The organism is Chroococcidiopsis cubana SAG 39.79 (assembly GCF_003991895.1).
GTDB lineage: Bacteria > Cyanobacteriota > Cyanobacteriia > Cyanobacteriales > Chroococcidiopsidaceae > Chroococcidiopsis > Chroococcidiopsis thermalis.
The window spans coordinates 1-6,229 of the sequence record NZ_RSCK01000162.1; the positions used below are offsets into that span (position 1 = coordinate 1).

General features: G+C 44.7%; 6 protein-coding genes and 2 pseudogenes. 3 read left to right on the forward strand and 5 right to left on the reverse strand.

Annotation, left to right across the window (positions count from 1 at the left end; all coding sequences use genetic code 11):
• Positions 1–64: 64 nt before the first annotated feature.
• Together DSM107010_RS35725 and DSM107010_RS35730 are read left to right on the forward strand one after the other, a co-directional pair.
• Positions 65–1,258 carry an ABC transporter ATP-binding protein gene (locus tag DSM107010_RS35725; protein WP_127025258.1) on the forward strand — a complete coding sequence of 398 codons (1,194 nt, stop codon included), beginning with the start codon at positions 65–67 and terminating at the stop codon, positions 1,256–1,258.
• 7 nt (positions 1,259–1,265) lie between these two features.
• The gene (locus DSM107010_RS35730; protein WP_106169131.1) at positions 1,266–1,934 is read left to right on the forward strand and encodes a cysteine hydrolase family protein; all 669 of its coding nucleotides are present in this window, start codon (positions 1,266–1,268) and stop codon (positions 1,932–1,934) included.
• Positions 1,935–2,021: 87 nt separating this feature from the next.
• On the opposite strand, the gene DSM107010_RS35735 is transcribed toward DSM107010_RS35730, so the two are convergent.
• The 5 genes and pseudogenes from DSM107010_RS35735 to DSM107010_RS35755 all read right to left on the reverse strand — a co-directional run bounded on the left by DSM107010_RS35735 (position 2,022) and on the right by DSM107010_RS35755 (position 4,985).
• On the reverse strand, positions 2,022–2,402 hold the full coding sequence (locus tag DSM107010_RS35735) for an allophanate hydrolase-related protein (RefSeq protein WP_106169132.1): 381 nt from the start codon (positions 2,400–2,402) through the stop codon (positions 2,022–2,024).
• A gap of 83 nt (positions 2,403–2,485) precedes the next feature.
• Positions 2,486–2,977, reverse strand: a complete 492-nt coding sequence (locus tag DSM107010_RS35740; RefSeq protein WP_106169133.1) for a cysteine hydrolase family protein — start codon at positions 2,975–2,977, stop codon at positions 2,486–2,488.
• Positions 2,978–2,981: 4 nt separating this feature from the next.
• A pseudogene (locus tag DSM107010_RS35745) lies at positions 2,982–3,523 on the reverse strand (transposase).
• An 81-nt stretch (positions 3,524–3,604) separates the two neighbouring features.
• On the reverse strand, positions 3,605–3,829 hold the full coding sequence (locus tag DSM107010_RS35750) for a transposase (RefSeq protein WP_199755989.1): 225 nt from the start codon (positions 3,827–3,829) through the stop codon (positions 3,605–3,607).
• Between the two features lie 423 nt (positions 3,830–4,252).
• Positions 4,253–4,985 (reverse strand): annotated as a pseudogene (locus DSM107010_RS35755) (IS1 family transposase).
• Between the two features lie 117 nt (positions 4,986–5,102).
• On the opposite strand from DSM107010_RS35755, the gene DSM107010_RS35760 reads away from it, so the two are divergent.
• On the forward strand, positions 5,103–6,229 hold a 1,127-nt coding region (locus DSM107010_RS35760; protein ID WP_127025260.1), incomplete at its 3' end, for a filamentous hemagglutinin N-terminal domain-containing protein.

Here is a 6,229-nt window from a genome sequence, read left to right on the forward strand (position 1 = left end):
ACGCAATCCCCTCTTGCCCAAATGGGATATTCTTATCCGACCTGCCTCATAGGTATTTTGTTTCTTGGAGATCGCCTTAATTAATTGGAAAGCCGAATATCAACAGCTAGATGCTTTCATGCAAGCTGCGCCCTTCCAGATTGACTTGAATACCCCGATCGCGCAGTTAGCAGCGGGACAAAAGCAAAAGTTAGAAATTCTCAAACAACTTTACCTCAAAAACCGCATTCTTATACTGGACGAACCAACTTCAGTTTTGACTCCAGGGGAAGCGGATGAAGTTTTGGGCTTAATCCGACAAGAGGTTGCATTGGGACATTTAAGCGTGTTGCTGATTACCCACAAATTTCGCGAAGTCATGTCGTTTGTGGATGAAGTCACCGTTCTGCGGCGAGGTAAACTTGCCGGACACGGTTTAGTTAAAAATTTATCAGTCGTGGATTTAGCCCAAATGATGCTGGGAGAACAACGAGAACGGCGACAGGTAGAAAAAACTGCCCAGACTGCCGTAACTCCCAAGTTAGAGGTCAAGCAAATTCACGCCGATCGCGATAATGGTTTAGAAGCAATTACCGATTGTAGCTTCACCGTTCGTGCAGGCGAAATTATTGGTATTGCGGGAGTTTCTGGTAACGGACAGCGAGAATTAATTGAGGTATTGATGGGACAGCGATCGCCCACTGCGGGAGAAATTCTCGCCAATGGAGAAACATATCGGGCTACCCGTACCGAAATGGAACGACATCAGATCTTTTCCCTGCCAGAAGAACCCCTACGTAATGCCTGCGTTGCTCATATGAGCGTAGCAGAAAATCTCGCCCTGAGAACTTTCGATCGCCCACCCCAAGCCAAATGGAATTGGTTACTAATTCTACGTGCCATCCGCCAAGCCGCCGAAACCTTAATTAGCAGCTTTACGATTAAAACTCCTACTCCAGAAACCCCAATCGGTCATCTTTCTGGCGGTAACGTCCAGCGTGCCGTCCTTGCTAGGGAACTCTCATCGCCCCAAATTCAAATTTTAATTGCTGCTAACCCTTGCTTCGGCTTAGATTTTGCCGCAGTGGAATACATCCATGCTCAAATTATTGCCGCTCGCAATCGCGGTGTTGCCGTATTATTAGTCAGTGAAGATTTAGATGAATTGTTAACATTGGCAGACCGAATTTTAGTTATTAGCAGCGGTAAAATCGTCTATGAAAGCAGCAGCGATCGAGCCGATCTCACTATTATCGGTCAACGCATGGCAGGAAATTAAAGTCAATATGATATCTGCCCAACCCTATGAATACAATTTTCCGGCTGATGGTGTTGCATTGCTAATTATTGATATGCAACGAGACTTTTTGGAACCAGGAGGTTTCGGGGCTGCTTTAGGTAATGATGTCAGTCGCTTGCAGGCGATCGCACCAAATATCAAACTGTTATTACAAGCATTTCGAAATTATCGTCTGCCAATATTTCATACCCAAGAAGGACATGCGCCAGACTTATCAGACTGTCCTGTTTCAAAGTTAAATCGTGGCAAAAGTCAGCTAAAAATTGGCGATGTCGGACCAATGGGACGAATATTAATTTTAGGAGAAACAGGCAATGCGATCGTCCCAGAATTAGCCCCTTTACCTGGAGAATTTGTGATTACAAAACCAGGAAAAGGAGCTTTTTATCGCACTAATTTAGAACAACTCTTACAACAACAAAATATCTCCCACCTGATGATTACCGGAGTCACGACAGAAGTTTGCGTTCAAACAACTATGCGCGAAGCCAACGATCGCGGCTACGAATGCTTGCTGGTCGAAGATGCCACCGACAGCTACTTTCCCGAATTCAAACAAGCCACCCTAGAAATGATTCGCGCCCAAGGCGGAATCGTCGGCTGGACAGCCACCACCACAGCCGTCTTGCAAGGCTTAGCAACAATGAAGCCTTAATAATCGCTTTCCACTTCCAACTTCTGTACGGGCGGGTTTTCCAAACAAAAACTCTATTTGTTACCAATATGCAGGGTAAACCCGCCCCTACGACTTCTTCAAATATTCTCTCCAGCCGCCCCATTGAGTAATTTCTTGTTGCCCTTCAGTAGCGATCGCTTCCCCTAAAACTCCTAATACTATCTCCCCATCGGCTAAACGTACTTTTCCAATACATAATCCAGGGGGTTCTTGCCAGAGAATTTCGCTCAATCCTGCTGGAGGTACGTCCCAAACTTCTACAGCGATCGCAGTTCCACCTGAGACAACTCGAATCATTGCCGGATAGCGATCGCCAATCGACCACAAGCGGTATGTTGCTTCTGTCATGGCTTCTCGTATAAAGGTCGCTCCAACTGTTAATAAGTTACCGTTCAATTCTAACCCGCGCATTAAAGTTCCATTCACCGCTAATCTGACGTTTTTCATGTTGCCGTGTTAGCCTTAACTCGATTTTCTGCTCCAACAATTGCAATCGCTCGAATAGAGTTGTGGAGAGGTTAGTAGCGAAGTTAGATTTGGAGTGACGTTTCACAAGCTTGGAAAAGCTGACTAGAATGCGCTACCCATCCCACAACACCGTTTTCGGCTTTAACAACTGCGATCGCAGCTTCATGCTCGTTGTTATCAAAAGCAGCACAGCAATCTTCTAGTAGCAGACAGAAAAAGCCCAGATCGCTAGCATGACGATACGTTCCTAACACGCAACATTCTGTTGTTACACCTGTAATTAACAAATACGCGATCTCGTAAGCGTGCAGCGTGGATTCTAAGTCAGTATTAACAAATGCAGAGTGTGCGGGTTTGTTAATCTGAATTTCTGAGTCCAAAGGTTGTAATTCATCGATAACCTCCGAACCCCATTCTCCTTGTACCAAATATCTACCCATCTTACCAACCGCGCCAACAGGAGAACCTGCAATCTCATATCGTAACTTCTTGCTCGTTGATAAGTCAGACAAGTCTGGTAGATGGCTTTCTTTTGTATAGAACTCATTTGACATCTTTTTAAGTCGCTAAACGCTTTACCATCAGGCGAATGAAGCAAAAATTGAGCTTGGTTCTTGCGTGTTCTAATGTCCACTCAAAGTTTTTAACGAGATTCTTGCAGCGTTCAATCCAGCTATTAGATCGTTCAATCACCCACCGCACTGCAATCGGCACAAAGCCAGATTTGCCTTGAGTTGCCTTTTCTGCCTTGGAGGGCTTTGCTGCCACCTGAAACTGGATCTTGGTCATAATCTCTGGATAGACCTGCTCTAACGCTAGTTGAATCGTGTCGGGGTGATCGCCATGATCTAGCAGAATTGTTGTCTTTGCTAAGTCCGCAGGCTTTTGCTGAAAGTACTCGAGATTGGCAATCAGCATTTCAATCAAGCCTTGATCGTCCGTGATCTTCGCCCGCGTACAGTGGGTAAAAACGGAAATCCTAAGCTGTCCACTGCTAGATGGCGTTTGATTCCGTTCGTCGCTTTGTAGAAGCAAAAGCCGTTAGAGGCAGCACTCGCATTACACGTATTTTTCACCGCTTGCGAGTCAATGACGATCAGGGTCGTCCATTGCCGTTTTTTTTTGCTTGGACTCGCACTTCGCCATGTAGCGTTTCCAGCAACTGGTCAAACACACCCGCATCACGCCATTGAATGCAAGTGCCAGTAGATCGTTGAGTAGGGGGGAAAGTCTCTCGGTAAATCCTGCCAGTTACAACCATTCTTCAGTTGATAGAGCATCCCATCAATGATTTCGCGCTGACTCCAGTTACTCGGTCGTGTCCGTTTCTTCTGCGGCAAGATCTCCCGTAAAAGCGGTTCGAGAATCTTCCATTCGGCATCGCTCAAACTGCTGGAGTAAGGCATTGGCTTTCTCTCAAATCACCATTCTTACGTTAATTTAAGCAACGAAGAGATGTCAAATGGGTTCTATATAAGCACCATAGCTCTCAAATCTTGGCGATAAAATGCCTACTTGTTGCGAATGAACTTGATGAGTTCTTCAACCCATACCTGACATTCATGAAAGGTAACTATCCAGTTTCGTCCATATAAACAAGCTCCAAAAATCACTGTGTCTTTTTCTTGTCCTTCCCTTTTCTGGCTCCCGACAAACGTAGGATTGCTGCCTCTGTAAAACAGCTCTTTCTCCCTGTAACCAAGCATCTGCCATTGCTAAAGCAATTAAAAGAATTACGCACAAGTCTATTAGAATTCGCTAGGGAGCCTTCCAGGTTGTAACCGCCAGTCTTACAATCTTTGGTAGTGATATGGAAGTAGTGGTGAGGTTCAAGTCCTTGTAACTTCTGCATTGTAGCCGTGAATGAAGTGCCAAATTGCTCCAATGCGATCGCGGAGCTTTTTGGAGAACGATAGACTTGCTCTTACCAGCCCTTGAAATTCGCTGTCTTAACGGATTATTTAATCGTTCAATATGATTAGTTTGACCTGACTTTTTACTAACAGAGCGATGACGTTCAGGGGGAATAACTGTTGTATAGGCTTGCCAAAAATCGGTATAAGCAAGGGCACATTGTTGATAAACATCTGTAAAGAATCCCAAAGCTGACGGGCTGATTTTCGAGTTCTATCTCCCACAAAACAACCGACAATTTTTCGAGAATCACGGTCAATCGCTAACCAGATATAAACCTCATTTTTCTTACTGTTAACAAATGACCACCAGAGCGTCATACTCTATTGTCAGGCGACCCGTTAATTTCCCTGAGACCTTGATTTGGCGGAAAGTATAAGCCATGATGGAGTTGAGGTAATCTTGTAACCAAGACCAACTTACACCCGTAATTTCGCAATTCCACGAGCGCGAAATTCTCTCCAGTAAGAGTTTATCAATGAGTTGTTTTATCTGCAATGAAATAACAATATTATTAGGGTTATCTACGAATTGTCGTCCACAGTCTTTGCGTTAGCTTTTGGATTTTCCATTATGAATGGAACCATTCTTTATAGTATTGTGAGAATGACAGGAAGGACAAGTCTTATGTGACGATAGTTCTGGTATATTTTCTTCTAGGGAGTCTGACTGTTGAGTAATACGAGATAATAGAGTAATGACGGAGACAAACAGCACTCCCAAAACATTTATTATTGTAAATTAACAATTATTTGTAGTTTTTATATGTTACAAATATTGCCTGAAATCGTTGTAGGGCAAGGATTATACCTCATCACTACTTCCATATCACTACCTACTGGTGGAACCACGCGAGAGACAAATTTATTCCACAGCTTCGATCGGTTTTCTGTTCCCACAAACGGAACGGCTTTTTTTAATAACCCAGCCGAGATTCAAAACATCTTCAGCAGAGTTACAGGCGGCTCGATCTCTAATATTGATGGTTTGATTAGAGCCAACGGCACAGCTAATTTATTTTTACTCAATCCTAACGGGATTATTTTCGGTCAAAACGCCAGTTTAAATATTGGTGGCTCTTTCATTGCCACGACAGCCAGAAGTATCAATTTTGCTGATGGGACACAGTTTAGCGCCACACCAGGGACGGGTACGCCGTTACTCACCATCAGCGTCCCCTTGGGTCTGCAATTTGGTACTGGTGCAGGGGAAATTGTCAATCGTTCTAATGTTGCAGATAGCAGCAATTTTGTAGTGGGTTTGCAGGTGCAATCTGGAAAAACTTTGGGGCTGATTGGCGGTAATATCAACTTAGAAGGTGGTAGCTTGACTGCGGCAGGTGGACGCATCGAGTTGGGTGCAGTAGCAACCCCAGGAATCATAGGCATCAGCGCGGATAACAACAACATTCTCCGCTTCAGCTTTCCCACCGATCTAGCCCTAGCAGACGTGTCGCTGAATAATATAGCACTAGTTGATGTGAGTGCTGGAGACAGTGGTAGTATTGCCGTCAATGCTCGCAACTTAAACGTTTTTTCAGGTAGTCAACTTACGGCTGGCATCGGCGAAAATCAGGGAAGGGATGGCGCTGTTGCAGGGGATATTGATATCAATGTCCAAGATGCGATCGCGATTGACGGACAAAATCAACAAGGCTCTGCAAGCGGATTCTTTAATTCCGTAGCACCAGGAGGCACGGGTAATAGTGGCAACATCAACGTTCGAGCGCGAGCGCTATTTCTTACCAACAGAGCGCGGCTTAGAGCTACAACTGAAGGACAAGGAAATGCAGGTAATATAGTTGTGCAGGCACAGGATTCTGTTTCTCTAGACAATAGCTTCCTTACCAGCAATTTAGGTAGTCGGCAGGGAACAACCCCTACTATCGGTAA

What these genes read in the sequence shown, in the direction of transcription:
- DSM107010_RS35730 (WP_106169131.1), top strand. Translation starts at nt 1,266, where the DNA reads ATGATATCTGCCCAACCCTATGAATACAATTTTCCGGCTGATGGTGTT.
- DSM107010_RS35735 (WP_106169132.1), bottom strand. Translation starts at nt 2,402, where the DNA reads ATGAAAAACGTCAGATTAGCGGTGAATGGAACTTTAATGCGCGGGTTA.
- DSM107010_RS35740 (WP_106169133.1), bottom strand. Translation starts at nt 2,977, where the DNA reads ATGTCAAATGAGTTCTATACAAAAGAAAGCCATCTACCAGACTTGTCT.
- DSM107010_RS35750 (WP_199755989.1), bottom strand. Translation starts at nt 3,829, where the DNA reads ATGCCTTACTCCAGCAGTTTGAGCGATGCCGAATGGAAGATTCTCGAA.